General features: G+C 68.9%; 7 protein-coding genes. 3 read left to right on the top strand and 4 right to left on the bottom strand.

The features are described 5' to 3' along the window. Positions 1–937, top strand: a 937-nt coding sequence (locus AC1DS3_RS18815) for a flotillin family protein (protein ID WP_477127693.1), incomplete at its 5' end; no start/stop codon positions are given. A 123-nt stretch (positions 938–1,060) separates the two neighbouring features. Here the strand turns inward: AC1DS3_RS18815 and AC1DS3_RS18810 are convergent. Together AC1DS3_RS18810 and AC1DS3_RS18805 are read right to left on the bottom strand one after the other, a co-directional pair. Continuing rightward, complete coding sequence (locus AC1DS3_RS18810; protein WP_477127692.1) at positions 1,061–2,059, bottom strand: Bug family tripartite tricarboxylate transporter substrate binding protein; 999 nt, start codon at positions 2,057–2,059, stop codon at positions 1,061–1,063. Between the two features lie 190 nt (positions 2,060–2,249). Continuing rightward, complete coding sequence (locus tag AC1DS3_RS18805) at positions 2,250–3,914, bottom strand: acyl CoA:acetate/3-ketoacid CoA transferase (RefSeq protein WP_477127691.1); 1,665 nt, start codon at positions 3,912–3,914, stop codon at positions 2,250–2,252. A gap of 182 nt (positions 3,915–4,096) precedes the next feature. On the opposite strand from AC1DS3_RS18805, the gene AC1DS3_RS18800 reads away from it, so the two are divergent. Continuing rightward, on the top strand, positions 4,097–4,891 hold the full coding sequence (locus AC1DS3_RS18800) for an IclR family transcriptional regulator domain-containing protein (RefSeq protein ID WP_477127690.1): 795 nt from the start codon (positions 4,097–4,099) through the stop codon (positions 4,889–4,891). 107 nt (positions 4,892–4,998) lie between these two features. Then, entirely contained in the window at positions 4,999–5,541 is a 543-nt protein-coding gene (locus AC1DS3_RS18795; protein ID WP_477127689.1) for a GNAT family N-acetyltransferase, read from the top strand. A 7-nt stretch (positions 5,542–5,548) separates the two neighbouring features. Here AC1DS3_RS18795 and AC1DS3_RS18790 read toward each other — a convergent pair whose 3' ends face one another. Both AC1DS3_RS18790 and AC1DS3_RS18785 read right to left on the bottom strand, forming a co-directional pair. Beyond that, positions 5,549–5,971 (bottom strand): hypothetical protein, encoded by a 423-nt coding sequence (locus AC1DS3_RS18790; RefSeq protein WP_441635226.1) that lies wholly within the window; start codon positions 5,969–5,971, stop codon positions 5,549–5,551. Between the two features lie 91 nt (positions 5,972–6,062). Continuing rightward, a complete protein-coding gene (locus tag AC1DS3_RS18785) occupies positions 6,063–19,661 on the bottom strand; it encodes a filamentous haemagglutinin family protein (protein WP_477127694.1) in 13,599 nt (4,532 codons plus the stop codon). Between the last annotated feature and the right edge of the window lie 425 nt (positions 19,662–20,086).

Here is a 20,086-nt window from a genome sequence, read left to right as displayed (position 1 = left end):
CATCACCGCCGAGCGCCAGGTGCAGGAGTCCGAGATCCAGCGCGAGCAGGCCGTGCGCACGCGCAAGGTGGAAGCCGAGCGCGACGTGCGGGTCAAGGAAATCGAGCAGCAGCGCGTCACCCAGATGGCGGCCATCGAGCAGGCCAAGGTGACGGAAATCGCCGAGCAGGAAAAGGCCATCGTGATCGCCGCCAAGTCGGAAGCGCAATCGCAGGCGCAGGGGCGCGCCAACGAGGCGCTGGCTGAAGCGGTCAAGGCCGAGCAGATGGTGGAGACCACACGGCGCACGGCGGAAGCCGACCGCGCCAAGCAGGTGGCCCTGATCGAGGCCGCGCAAGAGGCCGAGACCCAGGCGGTGCACGTCACCACGCAGGCACGCGCCGAGCGCGAGGCTGCGCAGATGCAGGCCACCGCCATCGTTGAACTGGCCGAGGCCGCGCGCAAGAAGGGCCTGGCCGAAGCCGAGGCGCAGCGCGCGCTCAACGACGCCATCAACGCGCTGTCGTCGGACCAGACCAGCCTGAAGTTCAAGCTGGCGCTGCTGCAGGCGCTGCCGGGCGTGATCCAGCAGAGCGTGGAGCCGATGAAGGCGATCGACGGCATCAAGATCATCCAGGTCGACGGCCTCAACCGCGGCGGCGCGGCGGCAACCGGCGACGCAGGCAACGGTGGCGGCAATGGAAATGGAAATGGCAACGGCAATCTTGCCGAGCAGGCGATGTCCGCCGCGCTGTCCTACCGCGCGCATGCGCCGCTGATCGATTCGTTGCTCAAGGAAGTGGGCTTGGCCGGCGGCTCGCTGCAGGGCCTGGTCCCCAGCCTCGCGGCTGCGCAAGCGGCATCGCACACGGACAACGCGCAGGTCTTGCCGCTGAAGCACGCCAGCCATGCCGTCAACGCGCCGGAGGTCGAGCCGGGAAGCAACGCCAGCAACTGACGGCCACCTGGCTGACCGCCGGACTGGCCGACTGGCTGACCGGCTAGACAACGGGCCGCATGCATTCACTGCATGCGGCCCGTTTTCCATTTCGGCTTCATCCAGTTTCGCGCCCGACCAGACTCAGTCGCTCTTGATACCGTTGTCCTGGATCACCTTGCCCCACTTCTTGTAGTCGTTGCGCATGCGCGACGCCAGTTGTTCAGGCGGCTGGTAGGCAGCGACCGTGCCCGCGCCGAGCATCTTTTCCTGCACCACGGGATCGGCCAGCGCCGCCTTCAGTTCGGCCGACAACTTGGCGATCACGTCCTTGGGCGTGCCGGCGGGGGCCAGCAGGCCGCCCCAGGCGGTGGCCTCGAAACCGGGAAAGCCCTGCTCCGCCACCGTCTTCACATCGGGCGTGAAGCTCACGCGCTTGGCCGAGCCCACGGCGATGGGACGCAGCTTGCCGGCCTTGATGTGCGGCAGCGCCGCGATCATGTCGGAGAACATCATCGGCACCTGGCCGGCCAGCAGATCGGAGATCGCCGGCGCGCTGCCTTTGTAGGGCACGTGCTGGACGTCGACATGCCCGGTGCTCTTGAGCAGTTCGGTGGACAGGTGGCCAAAGCTGCCGTTGCCGGCGCTGGTGTAGTTGRGCGCGCCGGGCTTGGCCTTGGCGCGGGCGATGTATTGCTGCAGGTYAGTCACGTCGGGCATGGCCTGCGGGTTGACCACCATGACGATGGGCAGGTCGTAGGCAGAGCCGATCGGCGTGAAATCCTTGAAGATGTCGTAGCCCTTGCGGCTGATCAGGTGCGGCGCCAGCAGCGTGGGCGTGGCCAGYACCATCAGCGTGTAGCCATCCGGCGCGCTCTTGGCGACGGCTTCCGCGCCGATCGTGCCGGAGGCGCCCGGGCGGTTGTCCACCACCACCGTCTGCTTGAGCGATTCGCCCATCTTCTGGCCGATGATGCGCGCGGCGGTATCGGTCGGGCCGCCCGGCGGGAACGGCACCACCAGGCGGATCGGTTTGGACGGATAGGCTTGCGCGAAGGCCTGCGGCGCGCACAGCGGCAGCGAAACGCCCAGGATGGCCGCACCCAGGCGGCGCGAGAAAATACGACGGCTTGTCTTCTGCATGATGAGTATGAAACGTAATCCAGCAATGACGCGTGCCGGCTTGACAGCCTGCGCGCACGTCGGCGATCCAGCAAAACCAACGGGAAAGACAGGACAAAGCTTCGATGGCCTCCTCCATGACCGGTCATGGCCGGTCGTTTGTTATCGGGCGGCGGCGCAGCGCGCCTCAGGGCTTTAGAGCTTTAGAGCCTCAGAGCTTCAGCGGACCTGAGCGGAACAGCCGCGCATCCATGGTGCGCAGGTCGGGCGCCACGGTGACCGCGGTGGCGCACTGGTCCAGCACATCGCGCTGCAGGTCGATGCCCGGCGCGATCTCGATCAGGGTCAGGTGCTCCGCGCCGATGGCGTCGGGGCGCATCTCAAAGACGGCGCGCTCGGTGATGTAGAGCACGGGGATGCCGAGCGAGGCCACATAAGGGCCGTTGAAACTCAGGTGCGAGACCTGCGGCACGATCTTTTTCACGCGGCCTTCGCGCACGATGCGCAGGGCGCCGTTCTCGGCGCACACCTCCAGGCCACCGGCGGTGAGCGTGCCAACGAAGACCACGGCCTTGGCGCTCTGCGTGATGTTGATAAAGCCGCCAACGCCGGCGATCAGCGCTTCGGCACCTTCGCCAAACTTGCTGACATTGACGTTGCCGTGCCCGTCCAGCTCGGCCAGCCCGAGGATGGCGAGATCGATGCCGCCGCCCTCGTAGAAATCGAACTGCGCCGGCTGGTCGACGATCGCTTCCGGATAGGCGGATGCGCCAAAGCTGAGGCCATCCGCGGGCGTGCCGCCGATCGGGCCGGCTTCCACCGTGAGCGTGAAGCCTTCGACGCCAGCCTCCACCGCCAGCATGCCGACGGCAGCGGGCATGCCAACCCCGAGGTTGACCACGCGCGGCTGCCTGCGCGCCAGCTCCAGCACCGCGCGCCGCTGCACGATGGTGCGGGCATCAAGCACGGGGGCTACGGCCGGCACCTCTGGCGCCGGTGCGCTGGCGGCGTTGGCGGCGTTGGCGGCATTGGCGTTGCTGGCGGCTTCCCCTTGCCACGGCGTCACGTAGGCCGGATTGAACTGCTCCGCGAACGTCATCTGGTGATGCGCCGGGTTCTCGCTCACCACCACGTAGTCGACCAGGATGCCGGGCACGTGGATGGCCTGCAGGTTGTCGTGGTGATCCACCAGCGACTCCACCTGCGCGATCACGATGCCGCCGGAGTTGTGCGCCGCCTGCGCCATCGCCAGCAGTTCGTGGTGAAAGGCCTCGCGGTGCGTGCTCAGGTTGCCGCGCGTATCGGCGGCGGTGCAGCGAATCAGCGCGCAGTGGATCGGGAAGCTCGGATAGAACAGGTATTCGTCGCCGCGGAAATCGACCGCCTCGACCCAGTTCGCGCGGCCCTCGGCAATCGCCGCCTGCGCGCTGCGGTTGATGGCGCCACCGTGGTAGCGGCTGTCCTGCGCAGTGCGCGGATCAACGAACGTGTGCAGGCCGATCTTGGTCAGCACGCCGGGCTTGCCGCCGGCGATGGCACGATAGAGGTGCGTCAGCACGCCCTGCGGCAGGTTGTAGCCCTCGCACGCCTCAGCCATGGCCAGCGAGGCCAGGCGCGTGGCGGAGCGCCAGTGCCCGCCCACGATACGCCCGGTCATGCCCGCATTGCCAAAGTGGTTCACCCCGCGCGCGCCGCGGTCGCCCTGCCCCGCCGAATACACCAGCGTCAGGTCGCGCGGCATGCCGGCGTCCAGGAAACGACGCTCGAGCGCGTCCGTCACCGCCTCGGCATGGCCGGCGCCCACGAAACCAGCGCTCGCCATCGTCCACCGGGATTGCACGAGCGCAGCCGCCTGCTGCGCGCTGATGACCTTCATGGCTGTCTCCATCGTGTTCTTCTCGGCGCGGCGTGCCACCTGCACGCACTGCGCCGGACCGCACTCAGCACCACACATTCCGCGAACATTTGTTCGCAAAACACCTATCATACGTAGTCATGCCGGCATCGCGCAAGTGCGTTCATCGCACTAAAATCACCCTATTTCCGTCTCCCCACGCTATGAACAGCCCCGAAACGCCCCTGGCCAACCCGCAGAAAAAGGAAGAGCTGCTCGATTCGCTGACCAATGGCCTGGCGCTGCTGCGCCTGTTCGCCTCCGGCGCGGGGAGCCTCACCATGCAGGACGTGGCGGAACAGCTCGACGTGACCCGCGCCGCGGCGCGGCGGCTGCTGCTGACCCTGCAGCACAACGGCTACGTTGCGCAGGACGGCCGGGACTTTTCCATCACCCCGCGCGTGATGGACCTGGGCTACGCGTACTTTGCGTCGATGAACCTGCCGCAACTGGCCGCGCCCTACCTCAAGGCGCTCTCCGAGCAGACGGGGGAAACCTGCTCGCTGGGCGTGCTGGACGGCGAATCGGTGGCGCTGGTGGCGCGCGAAGAGCCGCCGCAGATCCTSCGGGTCGACATGGGCGTGGGGCGGCGCATGCCGGCCTACGCCCACTCGCTCGGCCGCGTGCTGCTGGCCGGGCTGGACGACAAGGCGCTCGAGGCTTACCTTGCCACCGCGCAGCTACGCAAGCTCACCCCGTTTACGGTCAGCTCGCGCACGGCGCTGGCGCGCACGCTCAAGCAAGTGCGCAGCGACGGCTACTGCACGCTGATCAGCGAACTGGTGGACGGCTTCGCCGGCATCTCGGTGCCGGTGCGCGCCGAGTCCGGCAAGGTGGTGGCGGGACTGGGCCTGAGCATGGTGCTGGGCAGCCGTGGCGCGGCGCACCTGGAGCAGCACTACCTGCCGGTGCTCAAGCACGCCGCAGGGGAGCTCGAAGCGCTGCTGCGCCGGCGTTGAGGGCATCGGCGCCCAAGCGGCGCATGGGCAATGCACAACCAGGGCGGGCCGCCTAGAATGGGAAACGGGTCAAGGCCGGCACGCACCGCACGTGAAAGCATCACCGCATGAGTATCAGACCGCTCGACTGGGCGCGTGACGGCGCCGGCATCCTCAAGCTCGACACCACCTACGAGACCGATCGCATCTACGCGGTCAAAAGCGGCCCGCTGGGCATCTGGCTCGTGGAGCAGGTGCTGGGCCAGCCCGTGCTCAACCACTACGACCCGTCCGGCTTCGAGCAGGATTGCGCCAAGGCCGACCACGCGCTGGTGTTCGAGAGCGCAAGCGGCGACATCGGCGGCTTTGCCGCCGTCAGGCTCGAAGCCTGGAACCGGTCTGCGCTGCTGAGCGCCATCTTCGTCGCGCCCGCGTTCCGCGGCACCGGCATCGGCCGCGTGCTGCTGGGGGAAATCAACCGCCTGCTGCTAGCAACGCCAGCCCGCTGCCTGCGCGCCGAAACGCAAAACACCAACTACCCGGCCATCGGCTTTTACCGCGCGCTGGGATTCTCGCTGTGCGGGCTGGACTGGGACCTGTACGACCCCGACACCGCCGGCACCGAGACCGCGCTGATCTTCACGCGGCCGGTGGTGCGCAAGGCTGGCTAGCCATCCGCTAGCCAGCCCCCTCCTGCGCATGGCAAAAGCCGATCCACGCATGCAGCACGCCGGCGTGCGCGAAGGAGCCAACGCCGAACACCACGGCCATCGCCGCGCTCCACGGCGCCGTCGCCACTGCTGGCGCAGCCGCGTCGACCGTACCCGCCATCGCCGCCACCATCTCCGGTAGCACGCCCGTGCCCCAGCCCAGGACCAGGAACATGGCGCAGCCCGCCGACATGCCGGCGCACGAATACCGCAGCGCCAGTGCCGCGCGCCCGGTGAAGGCGGCGTGCCGGTGCAGGTGGTTGATGCGCAGGATCGCCACGGCGTTGGCTGCCGCCACGATCCCCATCAGCGACGGCCAGAAGAACGGATGATCGCTGCGCGCGTCCTGCATCAGCAGCACGCCGATGGTGAGGAAGGTAGGCGCAGCCAATGTCGCCACGCTCCATGACAACACTTGCCACGCCCACCACGGGTGGCGCCATCGCAGCCCGCGCGCGCGCGGGAGCGCCCCCGCCAGGGGCTCAGCGCCGGAGATTGCGGCGCTCCGTGGCGCTCAACTGGCTGAGCTGCGACTCACTCAGGTCCATCTGGCCCAGCACCTGCACCACCCCGTTGGGGTCGTAGCTGGCCGGCGGCGCCTTGGCCCCTTCCCTCGCCTTGGGCGCTGCCTCATCCGTGTCCGTGCCAAAGCCGAGCACGCGCACGGTGAAGATCGAGGGCAAGCCCTGGCGCGCCGCCCTGCGCTCGCGCTGCAGCGCGTCCTGCGCCGCGCCCACCGCCTGCGAAGCCACCGCGCTGGCGTTGGTCAGCGCGCCAACGTTCACCGCGGCCAGCACGGGGATGCCGGTGGCCTTGCCCTGCACCTGGATGTTCTCGGCGTTGACCACGTGCAGCGCGCCAATGTTGATGTTGCCAGACACGCGGATGCCGGCTTCGCCCGCGTCGATGGTGCCCAGCGGCGCGATCAGGTCGATGTCGCCCGGCGGTACCTCTGGGACCGGGTTGAGCGTGGCGATGCCTGCGCCGGTGTTGGGCGTGGTGGGCGACAGCGTGACCAGGCCGATGTTGTCGTACACGCGCCGCTGCGGCGTGTAGACCACGGTGGACTTGGAGCCACGCCCGGCGTTGATGTCGCCCTGCGCCGACCACGCCAGGATGTTGCMGCCGAAGGTGGTGAAAATGCGGCTCTGCCCCAGCAGGATGCTGTCCCTGGCGTAGATCTGGATCTCGCCCGCCCCCTGCGTCAGCACGCCCGAGCCCTCGCCCGGGACGAAACCGCCATCGACGCCGACCAGCGTGCGCCCGCCCGGCGTCATGATGTCGATGTCGCCGCCGAAGTCCGTATGGATGCCGGCGTCCAGCAGGTCGTACACGCCCATGTTGTACGGGTTGCCGGCCGCTTTGTACTCGTCGCGCCGCAGGTAGGTGACGCCCTTGAGCGGCCGCTTGGTGGCGAGCGCCCCGGAGACCGGGGCGTAGTAGTTGGCGCTGCTGAACATAGTCAGGTCGCCCTGGTAGGCAAGCGCGTTGCCCTGCGCGTCATGCGTGGGGAAGAGCGTGGCGATGGCCTCGCGTCCGCGCAGGTAGCTGCCTTCGCGCGGGCCGCCCGCCTGGTTGTACTCGCGCCCGGCGGCCTTGAGCTCGGCGTAGTACACGTTGCGCAGGTAGGCCCGCTGCTGCTCGGGCGGCAACGCGGCGAAAAACTGCCGTGCGTCCATGCTGGCCGCGTCGAAGTGCAGGCCCAGGCCGTTATGCCCGCCAAAGCGGCCACTCAGCCAGTTGACCAGGTGCAGCTGGCTGGCCAGCCCGTACTCGCGCCGCAGGTCGCGGTTAGCGGCGGCCGCACCGGCCGCCAAGGCTTGCTGGCGCGCGCTGTCAAGCTCCGCCTGCTTGCCTTGCAGGTAGGCCGGCGCGCCGGCCTCGTCGCCCGCGTAGCCGAACTGGGCGCGCAGCCAGTCGGCCAGCTTCAGCTCGCCGCTGTAGATGGCCACCACCTTGCCCGGCTGGTCGGCAAGGGCGCGGCCCGCATCCGCCTGGTTGGCGGGATCCAGGTAGCGCTTGGCGAAGGCGTTGAAATCCAGCCCGTTGCGGCCCACGCCCGCCGCCACCGCGATGCTGGCGCCGCTGCCGCGGTCGCCCGGGGTCACGTTGGCCACCGGCCCGATGCTCTTGAGCTCGGCCCGGTCGGCCATGTACAGGTCGCGCCCGGCGGTGACTTCGAGCAAGCCGGGACCGGCCACGTAGAAGTTGCTGAGGCGGATGTCGCGGCCGGCCGAGACCACGGACACATCGTCAGGGTTGTTGTGCACGATCAGGTTGCCACGCGCGCTGGCATTCAGGACCGCGACCGGCTTTTCGGCGAAGGTGCCGTCGCCGCGGCGAGGAGGAATGTACCAGCCGTGGCCATCGGCGGGCACGTCTTCGGCCTCGCCCAGCGCTGTACCCGCATTGACAAGGTCGCGCCCCGCGCGGATCGCCACCGGTCCGCCGCCTTCATACCAGTTACCGAACGTCAGGGCCGAACCGACGCCATTGGCACGAGAAATGATCGACCCCGTGCGCAGGCCGACGATATCGCCATCGACCGCATAGAAGCGCGCCGGCTGGCTGCCGGGGACCGCGTAGCCCGAGGCCGTGGGCGGCGTGAAACTGAACAACGGGTACGCCTGGTACGTACCTGCGCCGCCGTTGTTCGCCAGGAACACGCTGGCAGCCAGCCCGTCCGGGCTGATATTGCTCAGTTTCAGCGTGCCGTAGACGATCTTCACCGTGCTGCCGCTGAACGCGGCGTTGAACGGATTTGGCAGGGCCGTGGGATCGGCGCCAGACTGCGTGATCCCATAGCCGCCGGCGTAGATCGAGTCGGCGGCCAGCAGCTCCAGCTGGCCCGCGCCCGTGTGGGCGTATTGCGGCCCCACCGGCGACGGGGCCAGCATCAGCGTGGTGCTGGACTGGACCGGCCGGCTAGTTCCATCGATGGCGCCAGTGCTGGAATTGCCGTAGTAGAAACTGCCGCTGGCCGCCACCGCGCGCAGCACCGACGGCATCATGAAACGCCCGTCGGTCGCCGTATGGTTGCCGGCAGAGCCATTGTCCGCCGCCGCGGTGGACGGCGTCAGATTACCGCCCGCGCTGAACAGGTCGATGGCGGTGCCCGGCGTCCACAGCGAGAACCAGGTCCAGCCGTCGCCGGTGTAGCTAGCGCCGTTGGCCCGGAACGGCGTGCCGTTGTTGACCAGCGCCACACGCCCCGGGTCGCCCACGCCGCCGAGCACCAGGTCGCCGCGCGCGTCGATGCGCACGCCGGCATCGCCGGGTACCAGCACCGGGCCGCCGCTGGCGATGGAGGACGTGGCCTTGTACACGTCGTAGGCGCGCGATTCGGCGGGATCCGCGCGGTCGAAACGCAGCTCGATGCCGCCCACCGAACCGGCCTCCATGCGCAACGCCCCGCGCAGGTTGACGAAGGTGCTGTTGATATCGCTATAGACCCCCGAGAAGCGGGTGGCCGGCGTGACGTCACCTGTCTGCGAGGAGAAGGCGCGCACTTCCGCCACCGGATTGAGCCCTCCGCCGATGCGGATGTCGAGGTCACCGCCGCCGGTCAGGGTGAGCTGCTTGCCATCGGCCGAAACGCGGCCCGTGCTGGCCACCGCCAGGTTCAGGCCCTGGCTGCGCGACACATAGTTGCCGGATGCCGTCATGCGCGACGACAGCATGCCGGCATCGCCGCCGGCCTCCAGCACCAGGTTGCCGCCGCCCAACGTGCCGATGCCGGTGAACCCAACCAGGAACGGCGCTTTCGCGAACAAGTCGTAGCCTTCCGTCGGGCCGGCCACATAGCTGCCGAAGTTGACCCACCAGGCGGTGGGCACGCCTTCGCTGCCCGTCACGGCGCTGCCGGTGCCCTGGCGCCACAGCCAGTTGCCAACGGCGGTGGAGCCGACGTGGGCGCGTAGGACGCCGATCGCGTCGGTCCGGGACTGGCCGCCTCTGACGCCGATCAGGTCACCCTTCACGTCGCCCTGGGCACGTACCAGCACGTTGCCGCCGTGCTCCGGATACCAGGCGCGGTACAGGCTCTGGCTGCCGCCGTCGATATACGGCGCAAACGTCGTGCCATCCGGGCCCAGCAGCGTGCCGTCGAAGGCGGTGGCGCGTGGCAGGTTGTACGCCGCGCCCACGCCGGCGGACTGCGTACCGGCGGTGTAGACGCCGAACGGCGAAGTCATKGTGAAGTCGCCGCCCGAGATCAGGTCCAGGTCGCCGGTGCCGGTGCGCAGCACGCTGAAAAGCTGCTGGCGGGCCGGCTGCAGCTGCGCCCTGTACACCGGCGGCGTGCCGTCCTTGACCTTGACGACCAGCAGGCCATATCCCTGGTCGTTGAGGTTCTTGACCTCTTCCTCCCCGCCCCATTCGTCCAGGTTGATCGGCGTGCCGGGCTCGATGCCGATGATTTCCAGCGAATTGCCCGCCCACACGTATTCGCCCGGCAGGCCGGTGCCCGGCAATAAGACGTTCGCCGAGACCAGGCCGTAGTGGGTGTCGGCCAGCAGCATGGACGCCTGCTTGCTGCGCGCCTGCAAGGCACGCGTGTCCGCGGCCTGCGTGTCCGCGCCGCTCACCAGCCGCACCGACCACGATTGCGAGCCCTCGGGCAGCATCGGCGCCAGCGCCCAGTTGCGGCCMTGGTTGCCGCTGGCGTCTCCTGGGCGCAGTGACACCATGACCGCATCGTCCGGCAGCTTGACCACCGTTTCGCTCGGGATCACCGCGCCCTTGCGCAAGGCGAGCGCGTTCGCCAGGTAGACCCCTGGCGCGGTATCCACGCTCGTGCCGGTCTGCGGCAGCGGCACGCCGGCCGGCCAGGTCATGGCCGCCACGCTGGCCCCGCCGGTGAGCCGGTTGCCGGCGTCGAGCTGCATGCCGCTGGCCAGCGTCAGCGGCTGCGACAGCACCGTGCCCGCCGCCTGCACGACGTTGCCCTGCGCATCGCGCACCGCCCCGCCCAGTATCGTACCGGCTGGCAGGACCAGGTCCGCCGCCAGCGTGGCGCGCGCCGGCAGCACCGTGCCGGGACGCAGGCTCACGGCCTTGATCGGCAGGTCGTAGTTGAGCGTGCGGCCGGACAGGAAGAAGGTGTCTTCCGCCAGCGTGACCAGCTGGCCCTGCGGGATGACGACATCGCCGCCCCAGGGCACCCGGCCCTTGACCAAGACCCAGCCCTGATCGTCCGGAGTGACCGGCAGCGCCGAGGCATCGARGCCATCGGTCAGGCTGCCATAGACGTTCAGGTTGCCGCCCGCGCGCAGCACCAGGGCGCCGGCTTCGCCGGAGCCATAGACACTGGTCTGCTGCGTGCGCGGGTTGACGCTGGCATAGCGGTAACGCGACAGATCGATGTCGCCATCGATGTGCAGGTCGCCGTCCGGCGTGGCGCTGACGATCTCCACGCCCGGGCGCAGATGGAGAGCATCCGCATAGCCGCGCAGGCCGGCGAGCTTGCGGTTCATCAGGTCGGCGTTGGCCAGCGCATTGCCCATGAACGCCAGGCTGTCTACGTGCTTGGCATCCAGGTAGGCCTGGTTGATGACCTGGTAGGGACGACCGTCGGCCATCGGGTCGGTGCCCCAGGCCGCATCCTTGTAAGACCAGAAGCCGTTGACCGCGATGGAGCGCGCGCCGTCGATGCGCAGCGCGCCGCTGGCGTCGATATCGATATCGTTGCCGGTGGCGCCGCCCAGGCGCGGGGCGTTGAGCTCAACCGTGCCGAGCGACTGTGCGCTGGCGCCGGTGCCGGCGCGCAGGTCCATGCGCGCGCCGCTCGCCAGCGTGAGCCGGCCCGTGCCGGCGTTGATCTCGATGGTGGCGCGGTTGGGCGCTTCGATGACCTGGCCGTAGCTGTCCACGCGCAGCACCGTGCCGTGCGCGTCGAGCAGCGCGCCGCCGCCGATGGTGACGCCGTTGCGCGCGGCCAGGCGGATGCTGCCGACCTGCTCGCCGCTGGCGTCGATGGTGCCGGTCACGGTGAGCTTGCCGCCGTCCACCGACACGCTGACCTCGCGCGCCTTGAGCTCGTCGCCGATGGCCAGGTCGCCCTGCTTGAGCTGGAAGCTGCGGATGCCGGAGAGCTTGCCGTCGTTGAGGCGCTGGTTCAGTCCTGTGAAATCGGCGATGTGCTGCGCGCGGATATCTGCCCCGCCAGCCGCGAACGGCACCAGGGTGCCACCGGCATCGTAGTGGCCGCTGCTGCCGCCCAGCACGCTGCCGCGCAGGTCGACGGTGCCCGCGCCGGCGCCCAGCGCGAGCACGGTGAGCTTGCCCGCGCGGTTCTCCTTGGCGGAAACGTCGATCAACGCGCCCGCCGCCTGGCGCACGTCGCCGGCACGGCTTTCCAGCACCACGTCGCCGCCCCAGCTGTACTTGCTGACGTCATAGAAATCGAGCTTGCGCCCAGCCAGGTCGAGCCGCGCGCCGTCGCGCAACACCACGTCGCGCTCGGCGGACACGGTGAGCTTGCCGCTGGGCAGGATCACGGTGCTGTCCAGCGACACGCTACTGCCGTTGAGCGCGATCTCCGCGCCCAGGGCCTCGGCCAGGGCCTTGCCGGACAAGGCCGGCGCTGCGGCACCGGCAGGCGCCGTCAAGCGGATGTCGCCGCCGGCGGTGATCTTGTTGACCGAGCCCGCCTGGCCGGTCAGCAGCGGCGTGTTGAGATTCAGGTTGCCGCCGCTGTAGGCATAGCCCTTGGCGGCGTCATCCCAGGCGCCTTGCGACTGGTAGACCGCGAGCGACCCCTTCTGGTTGGCCGTGATGCGCTCGCTGGCGTTGAGGTCGACCTGCGTGAAGCCCAGCACCATCMGGTCCATGGCGTGGATGGTGTCGGGGCGGCTGTTCGGGCCATAGCCGAACTCGATCTGCTTCGCGTCGACCTGCAGGCGGCCACTGCCCGTGCCGGCGCCGCCGGTTGCCACCAGCCCCGGCGCGTTGGTCGCGCCGTTCCACACCAGGATGTCGGTGTGGATGCGGGCCAGCGCATCGGCATTGCCATAGCCCTGGATGGCCGGCGTGCCCAGCACCAGGCGCGCGAGCGAGGACTTGCCGGTGGCCGGGTCGATGGTGGACAGCGCCACMGAATCATAAAAGCGCAGCGCATCGCGCGCGGTCAGCGTCAGGTTCTCCAGGGCCGGCGCGCCGGTGCTGGTGTCGCCCTTCAGGAGCCGGTCCAGCACCTCCTGATTCAGCGTCAGGCCTGGCGGCAATGCACTGCGCGCGGCCAGGTCCGCCAGCGTGGCCTGGTTGCCCGCGTTGATGCCGCCGACCGACAATACCAGGTTGCGCGTGCCGTAGCGTACCGCGTCGCGCAGGTTGAAGCTCTGATCGGTCGAGGCAGCKATGGTGCCTTCGGAATACAGCGGCGTGGTGCCGTGGCAGACGGCGCCCGGGCTGCAGGCGCCGATGTCGATGCGGCCCGCGCCCCGGAGGGGATCCGCGCTGTAGCCCGGCGCCAGCATGTCCAGCCAGCCATTGGAGACCGCCAGCACGCTGCTGGAGCCCGGGTCGTAGACATAGCCGTTGGTGGCATCCCAGGCGGCCTTGCCCTGCCCCAGCGTATTGATGCCGCCGCCCTGCTCCACGAAGATGCCGCCCGATTTGGTATTGGTCACCAGGTACACCTCGGCGGCCTTGAGCACCGCGCCTTCGCGCAGGAAGATGCTCCACGCTCCGCTATCGAACGTGGCGATGTTGGCGCGTTGCCTGCTGCCGGTGTAGTCGACATAGCGCACTGACGGCAACCCGCCGATGCCGATGCGCGAGGCGCCGATGGCATTGATATCGGCCGCGTATAGCGAGGTGCCGCTAAAACCCGGCGTCGGCGCCGCGCCGGTGGCCAGGATTTCGTAGCTGGTTTCGCCCATCATCAGCGCACTGCCGCCAAAGCCGCCTGCGGCGGGCGCATACAAGGCGCGCCCGGCAAAGTGCAGGACAGGTTCATCGCCAGGGGCGCGCGGCGTGGTCGGCGCGAAGGACAAGCGCAGTGTCTTGGCGTCTCGCTCCAGCTGGACGCGCGGCACGCCCTCGCGGGCGGCCTGGGCCAGCGCGAAATCCGCGTAGCTCATCTCGTTATATTGCGAATAGCTGCGCAATACGTCGGCTGGCGTCAGGAAGACCTGGGTAGGCACGGCGTTGCGGATGCCTGTGTTGGCCACGCCCAGCTGCGCCGAGGCCGCGTACGAGCCATTGCGCATGGCCATGGCGCCGCCGGCCGCCAACGTGCCATTGCCAAGCCCGTTGAGCYCGACGCGGAACGCGCCGGGCAACAAGGCGAAGGTGGAAGGCAACAGCGTGTAGGTGCCGGCGGGCAGGCCCGGCACGCCGGCACCAATGGTGATCTGGCGGCCGATGGCCGGATCGCTGGCCCCTTTCTCCGCCACCACCGGCGCATAGCCGGGCTGCACGCCCGGCACGATCGCATAGACCGGGTTGGTCGACAGGCCCGGCAAGGTGAAGCCGCCGCGGGCACCGACCTGCACCAGCGGGTTCATGCGCGCATCCACCGAACCACCGCGCCCGGCGAGGAAGGCCGCGCCGGTCAGCGTGCCGCCACCGCGCAGGTCCAGCACCGCGTCCTGCCGCACGTCGATGGTCTTCCCGGTCAGGGTCATGGCGGGGCCATTGCCCACGCCGTTGAACACCACGTCCTTGCCGTCCTGCAGATAGCTGAGCCCGTCCAGCGAGCCGCCATAGGGCATGACCAGCCCGTTGGCGCTGATCGAGCTCACGCTGCCCGGCAGCAGGTTCAGGTGCTCCGTCACAGCGCCATAGCCCGCCGATCCCAGCTCGAGGTTGCCCAGCGGCGCCCGCACCACGCCACCCTGGTTGATGGTCGGGGCGCTCAAGCTCAGGCGGCCGAAGACGGAATAGGGCATGGCGGGCAACTCATCGCCCACGCGCTCGATGTTGAGGTGGCGCGCCGGGTCGAATTCGCGCTGGACGTTGCCGTAGTTGTCGAGAAAACTGCGCTGTCCGACCGTCACCGAGCCACTATCGCCCATGCCCGGGTAGATCTGCGCGGCCGCCAGCGTGAGGTTGCCGGGTACGTTCAGCGAGGCGTCGCGGTACATGCGCATGTCGCCGCGGCTGCGCAGGGTCGTTTCGTCAAAGGCACCTCGCTCCACCGCCAGCGATGTGTCGGCGTTGCGCTTGATGACGCCGCGCACGCCGATCTGCGTGGCCCTCACCAGGTCCAGCAGGTCCGCCTCGACTTGCAACCGGGTGCCTTGCGACACCAGCGGCACGCCCGTGGTGTTCACTGTGGGGTTGGGCATGTAGTAGAAGTCGGGCGGAACGCGGGTCGTGCCGGCCAGGCGGACATAGGGCGCGGCCAGGCTGACCTGGGTGCCGGCTGCGGCATGCTCCGCCAGCGCGATCGCGCTGGTCGTCAGGCGCAAGCTCTGCCCCACGGCCAGGTTGACGTTGCCATCGAAGCTGATCAAGCCGTTGGCCAGCAGCGCGACGTTGTCGAACCCGCCTGCCCCGATGCGGTCCACGCCGATGCGCCCGGCGCCGTAGGCCAGGGCGGCATCGCGCTCGCCAGGCCGCAATCCGGCCGCCAGCGCGGTGGCGCCCTGCGTTTGCGCCACCACCAGCTCGCGCGCGGCCCGCACCGCGTCCTCGACGCTGGGGCTCTTCTGGCTATAGTTGTCCACCGGACCGTAGGCCGGCGTCTCCAGGTTCAGCGCCAGCGTGCCGCCGGCGGCGCCCTGGCCGCCGGCAGCCGCGCGCAGGCTGCCGTCCAGGAACAGGCCGCGGAAGGAACTCAGCGCGATGACGCCACCGTCGCTCGCCACCTGCGTGGCACCCAGCCCGGGCAGGTCCAGCCGCGCGGAAGCGCCAGAGGCATCGATGCGCGCGCCGGGCCGAACCACGACGAAGGCGTCCGCGGCGTCGATCTGGGTAGCGTCCAGGTTGTGGCGCGCGCCGATCTCGATCGTGCCACCCTGGCCCACCTTGCCGTATGCGTTCCCGCGTGCGTCGACGGCGGTGACCGCGCGGCCGGCGGCATCGAGCACGGCGCCGTTGCCGATCCAGATCGACATGGCATTCGCGATGCCGTTGGGCCGGTCCGCCTGGTTGCCGGTGCCAAGCTTGCCGGGCAGCAATGCGATATTGCCGCCCCAGGCGTTCAACGTGCCCTCGACGGTGATCTGGCCATTGCCCTGCAGGGTCAGCGCACGGCCCGGATCCACGGTCACGGTGGCGCCCTGCCCGACGACCAGCGGCGCCTGGGTGTAGACAGAGCCGGCCGACAACGCCAGGTCGGCGCCGCCGCGCTGGGCCAGCGTGGCCTTGAGCGGGTCTTCCTGCCACAACGGCGGCAGCCAGCGCTCCAGGACTTGCGCCGGATCGGCGCCGCTGGCCACCGCGTGGCCCGCGGCGGCGTCAAAGCGCAGCACCGGCATGGCTACCGCCACGTTGGCATCCCGGGCCATCTGCACGCCTTGCTGGGCGGCCACAGCGTAGCGCGAGAAGCCGCTCTGGAACACCTCGTTGCCGATCACCAGCAGCGGCTTGACCGCCACCGCGCCCGGCAGCTTCGTGCCGGCCAGCAGCCTGGCGCCCTCGGCCAGCACCACGTCCTTGGGCAACGGCGTGCCGGCCAGCAGGGTGTTATTGAATTCGGGCACGGGGATGCCGTTGGGAAAGACGTCCGCCGGCACCACGTATCCCGGTGCCAGGTCGCCCGATGAGCCTACCAGCACGGTACCGGCGGGGGCGATGTTGCCGTTGGCATAAAAGCGGCCCTTGTCGTCGATGACCGCGAAGTTCCAGGTCGTGCCGCGCGGCACCAGCCACGGCGCTTGCAGCGTGACCTTACGCGTCGTGCTGAACAACGGGTTGCCTTGCATCGCCTGGCCCGGCGCAACAGTGTCCGCCGCGTACGTGAAATCGCTGGACAGCACCGTGCCGGCCGGCAGCGTGACCGGCTGCGCCAGCGTCAGGTTGACCGATACCGACTGGCCCGCCGGCAACAAACCGCTGTCGGCCAGCAAGCCGCCGCCGATGGCAATGCCCACGCCGGTGTCGATGGTGAGCGTCCCCCCGCCCTTAACGCCKTAGCCGCGTAGTTCGCCGTTCATCCGCAAGGCGCCGGAACCGTTGCCGGCGACGTCGTTCTGGTTGGACAACAGCGTGATATTGCCGCCCCGCCCGCCCTGCACCTTGTTGCCGGCGAGCAACGCCGCGCCCGACGACACATCCAGCACGCTGCCGGTGCCAAGGGTGACGTCGCCAGTGCTGCTGATGGTGATCGCGCCACCGTTGACGTAGGGCAGCCCGCCGATCCGGGTGAAGTCCAGCTCGAGGTTGGACCACAGCCCCCGCCCATCCAGCGTGACACCGTCGCCCACCGAAACGCCGGGCGTATAGCCCTTGGCCGGTATCGCCACCACCGGCACGTCCAGCCAGGCGCCACCGGCGCTGCTGGTGTACTGATTGAGCATGTTGCCCAGCGCGATGCGGCCGCCACGCGCCGCGAGGTCCGCCMGCACGTCCACCTGCGTGGCATGCAGCGCGAGGTCGCCGCCCGCGGCCACTTGCACGGCGGCGCCAACGTCGATGCCGTCCCTGGCGTAGACCTTCAAGGCGCCCAGGCCAAGCCCATTGATCCACCCGGCATCCAGGCGCAACTTGCCCTTGCGCTCGTCGGGCAGCGCGTCCGTCATGGCCAGGCCATCCGCGATGCCTGGCACGGCGCCGATCTCCACCTGTTTMACCAGTGCCTGCGGGCTGTCGCGCAGCATGCCGGTCTTGTTGTCGTAGATCGGCGTGAGCTGCCCCACGATCAGCTGGCCGGCACGTGGCGCGGCGATCTGCGATTGCTTGTAGCCGTCCAGGCTGACATCACGCGCCTCGCGCTGGCGATCGCCCTGGAATACCGTGGTGTCGACATGGCCTTCGAGCACCGCGGACTGCGTGCCAACGACCACGCGCCCGGCATCGCGCCCGAGCGTGTAGCCGTTTTCCAGCCGCTCGCCCGGCGCAATCAGCGGGCTGAGGAAGTATTCCGTGGTGTTCTTGCCCCAGCGCGCGTGCGCGTTCTCGAAGCCGCGGTACAGCCCGGTGTAGAGGTTGTCCGCAGGCGCGGTAGCCAGGTTGTACAAGCGCCCGTCGGCTCCCCTGAGCCAGGTCTGCTTGATGATGCCGCTCTGCACGTTCAGCGAACCGCCGGAGACGTTGATGCCGGACCCGGCCTGCGTGACCAGCTCGCCGCCGCTGAAGCCCACGGTGCCGCCCTGCGCGGCCCATTCGCCGATGCTGTGGCCGCCGGTGCTCAGGTAGCCGCTGACTTCCAGCAGGCCCCCGCCCGTGTACATGCGCTCGGTGGCATAGCCGTTGGTGCCCGCGGYGACGCGCACCAGCGTGCGGCGGTCGATCCAGATATTGGCGTTGTTGAGCAGCTTGCTGTCGCGGTTGAGCGGGGCGTCGCGCTGCTCGTTGCCCTGCACGTTGATCATGACATTGTTGGATTCCATCGCCACGCTGACGCCCACGGCGCCGGCCACGTCGATCGCGRCGCGGTCCGCCACGCGCGTGCGGCGCACGGCGCCCACCATCACCTGGCCGCCGGTGGCGAGCGTCATGGAGTCGGACTGGAAGTCGACGTCGCCGCTGGAATCGATCTTCACCAGAGACTGGTCGCGCCGGTTGTAGGCGCCATCGCTCGGCCGGGCGGAGTCCTTGATCAGCACGTCGCGCTGCGCGTCCAAGGCCGTCGCGTTGCTGTCGTCGAGCAGGATGGCGCTGACGCTGCCGGGCGCCAGGATCACCCGGCTCTCGGCGTCTCCCGCGGCTTTCAGGTGTAGCGTGCCGCGCGTGTTGACCGAGGTACTGGCAAGCGCCACGCCGGCCTGCTCCACGCTGCGGCCAACCAGYGTGATGTCGCCGGTCGCCGCCTGCAGAAAGCCGCTGTTGCTCACGCGGCCCGCCAGGCTGCCGGTGTTGCGCTGCACGCTGACCTCGTTGCCGCGCGTGCTCGAATCCTGGTTGGCATCGGTGCCAACGCCCCTGCGGATGATGAAGCTGTCGCCGGCGGCCAGCGTGACCTGCCCGCCCGGCGTGGAGATGGACCCGTGGTTGTGCGCTTCGCGCCCGGCCAGGAGTACATAGCCGCCACCTTCGGTCACCGATTGCGGCTTGCGCGTTTCGATGCGCGCGCCGGCCTGGACAATCACGTCGCCCGTGGCATTGCCGTTCGATGACGTGCTCGGGGTGGTGACCAGGTCGTTGGCAAAGGTCGGCACATTGCCAACGCCAAGCGCATCGCTGTAGAGACCCTTGCGCATTTGCGAATCCGTCATGCCCGCTGCTGCCGCCACCAGGTTGCGCGTATCGACCTGGCTGCTGCCCGAGAACACGATGCCGTTGCGGTTGACGATCATCACCGTGCCGTCTGCCTTGATCTGCCCCTGGATCTGGCTGGGCCGCGCCTGCGGATCGTTGACGCGGTTGAGCACCGCCCAGCTCGGCTGCTGGTCGAACTGCACCGTCGTGTTCCGGCCGACGTTGAAGGTCTCCCAGTTCAGGATGGCCTTGTCCGCGGTCTGCCGCACGGTAACCTGCGTCCTGCCGTCGACGACCTTCTGCCCGGTTTCCTTGTCCAGCGGCCTCGCGTTGATCCAGCCCGCGCTCAGGCTGTTGGTATCCACCTTCAGGCCGCCTTCGGCCAGGCCATCGGGCACCGACGCATCGTTCATCGCCGCCTGCCGCGCGGCGGCCTGCGCGGCCTGCATGGCGGCGATGCCGCKCGCGGCCACGTTGAGGTTGTCGATGGAGCGTTGCAGTTGTTCGTTGGCGCGTTGCTGTTGCGCCTGCGGGTTGGTAAGCGATGCGGCGGGCTGGCCGTTGGGCAAGCGGCCAGTTGCCGCCGCCGTGTCCTGCATCAGGTTCTTTTGCGCCATCCAGGCGCGGCTGAAGGCTTGTTGCGCATGCGCGCTCTGCATGCTGCCGCCGGCCGCCACGAGCAATGCGATGGCGTGGGCCAGCGGTCGGATCGTGAGTACCGTTCTGCTGAATCGCGTTGTCTGTCGCGAGGGCATCTTCTTGTAGTGAACGCGCATGTTCATTCTGGCTTCCATTCCCGTCTAGCTCATTCGGCGTGGCCCGCTCGGCCGGCATTGCTTGGCATGGCTTGGCGAGCAGGCACTGCGATCATGTCCATCGATGGCAAGCGCCGTCGATGCTCCTGGGATCTAGACCGTTGGGCGCGGGGGAATCGGCAAGGTTTTATTTGAAGATTTCGTGACAGGGGGATAGGGGGGTGTTAAGCGGGCTTGGGGTTGCTGCTGACGTGGGTGGGCGATGTTTTATTGCTTCTAGCTGCTGGCGCGGCTGTGCGGGGTTGGCCGTTTACGCACATGGAGGTGTCACTTTTCTTTACTCGTAAAGAAAAGATGGTATGAACGCGCCCCGTCCCCGCAGTGGAGCGCGAGGTGGCGAGACGGTAGTGTGGGTCAGGCAGAAAAGAGTCTGATGAGAGGGGGGG

Source organism: Cupriavidus sp. 01L46, assembly GCF_056399905.1.
This window is presented reverse-complemented; position numbering and strand designations above follow the sequence as displayed.